Below are 1,515 nucleotides of genomic sequence, written 5' to 3'. Positions count from 1 at the left end.
GGTCTTGCCGGAACCGCTGGCGCCGAGCAAGGCCACGAATTCGCCGGGGGCGATGTCCAGGTCCAGGCCATCGATGACCCGCTGCTGGCCGAACTGGCGAACCACGTTGCGCAGTTGTACGGGAGCTTCTAGCGTCGACATGTCAGTTCCTCACAAAGGATGGCCGCCAGGCCAGGGCGAAGCGTTCGAGGGTGCGGATCAGGCCGTCGATCAACAGGCCGAGCACGCTGTAGATCAACAGGCAGATGACGATGACGTCGGTGCGCATGAAGTCGCGCGCGTCACTGGCGAGGAAGCCGATACCGGCAGTGGTGTTGATCTGTTCGACAAACACCAGGGCCAGCCAGGAAATGCCCAGGGCGTAGCGCAGGCCGACAAAGAAAGACGGCAGCGAGCCTGGAAGAATGACATGCCAGATCAGCTCACGCCGGTTGAGGCCCAGCGTGTTGGCGGCCTCGATCAATTTGGGATCGATATTACGGATACCGGCGAACAGGTTGAGGTAAACCGGGAAGGTCGTGCCCGTCACGATCAGCGCGATCTTGGTGAACTCGCCGATGCCGAACCACAGGATAAACAGCGGCACCAGAGCCAGGGACGGGATGGTGCGCAGCATCTGCATTGGCGAATCGAGGACCACCTCGCCGCGCTTGGACAGGCCGCAAATCAGCGCCGCGACCACACCTATGCTCACGCCGATACTCAAACCAAACAACGCTCGCTGCAACGACACCAGCAGGTGCTTGCCCAGCTCGCCGGAGGCGATCATCGCCCATAACGTCCCGCCAATCTGCGAGGGCGCCGCGATGACCCGTGCAGGAATCCAGCCCACTTGCGACGCCAGCTCCCACAGCAGCAACAACACGATAGGACTGATCAGCCGTAGCAAGGCATCGGGAGGGCGCCAGGTGCACACCACTTTCGCTGCGCTCTCGCGTTTGTTGATGGTGATCGTCTCGCTCATCAGGCTTTCATTCCCTAAAAGTCACGGCCAGGCGCGCCGTTGCAGGGTCATGCTAATCGCATAAAAAACCGTCGTGAAAGTCTTTGTAGGAATAACCTAATGCGCACAAAATGCAAATTACTGATACAAAATCCAAATCATGATTCTACATTTTAATAATTAGGTTAGAACCAATCGGCATTTTACAGGCCTTGCCCCTGCCCCTACTTTGGACGCGAATAACCGACCCCCTGCCCGGTGGAGGTGCCAATCACACCCAAGACAAGGACAGACCATGAGCATCGAATTCATCGGCTACATCGGCGGCCATCACGCTTCCGAGATCCACCCGCGCAGCGGCCCGACCCTGCAAGCCGACTATGTGGAGACCGTGGCCCGCGCCCACGAAGAGGCCGGGTTCGACCGCGCACTGGTGGCCTTCCACTCCAACAGCCCGGACAGCACGCTGATCGCCTCCCACGCCGCCAGCGTGACCCAAAAACTTCAATTCCTCATCGCGCACCGCCCAGGTTTCGCCCAGCCCACCTTGGCGGCACGCCAGTTCGCCACCC

Annotated in this window: 2 protein-coding genes and 1 pseudogene; 1 reads left to right on the top strand and 2 read right to left on the bottom strand. The window is 59.9% G+C overall.

Annotated elements, in window-relative coordinates; all coding sequences use genetic code 11:
- A pseudogene (locus HX823_RS30900) lies at nucleotides 1-141 on the bottom strand (sulfonate ABC transporter ATP-binding protein); the annotation flags it as partial.
- Nucleotide 142: 1 nt separating this feature from the next.
- Nucleotides 143-964, bottom strand: a complete 822-nt coding sequence (locus HX823_RS30895; protein WP_177078416.1) for an ABC transporter permease — start codon at nucleotides 962-964, stop codon at nucleotides 143-145.
- A 274-nt stretch (nucleotides 965-1,238) separates the two neighbouring features.
- Between HX823_RS30895 and HX823_RS30890 the strand changes: the two genes are divergently transcribed.
- The coding region (locus HX823_RS30890; protein WP_177078414.1) for an LLM class flavin-dependent oxidoreductase at nucleotides 1,239-1,515 on the top strand (277 nt) is incomplete at its 3' end.

This window comes from Pseudomonas sp. P7759, from assembly GCF_013386445.1.
Taxonomy (GTDB): Bacteria; Pseudomonadota; Gammaproteobacteria; order Pseudomonadales; family Pseudomonadaceae; genus Aquipseudomonas; species Aquipseudomonas azotoformans_A.
Note: the sequence above shows the minus strand (reverse complement) of the source record. Positions and strands in the feature narration are given on the sequence as shown.

Excerpts from the sequence above, each read along its gene's own strand:
- HX823_RS30895 (WP_177078416.1), bottom strand. The coding sequence starts at position 964 with ATGAGCGAGACGATCACCATCAACAAACGCGAGAGCGCAGCGAAAGTG.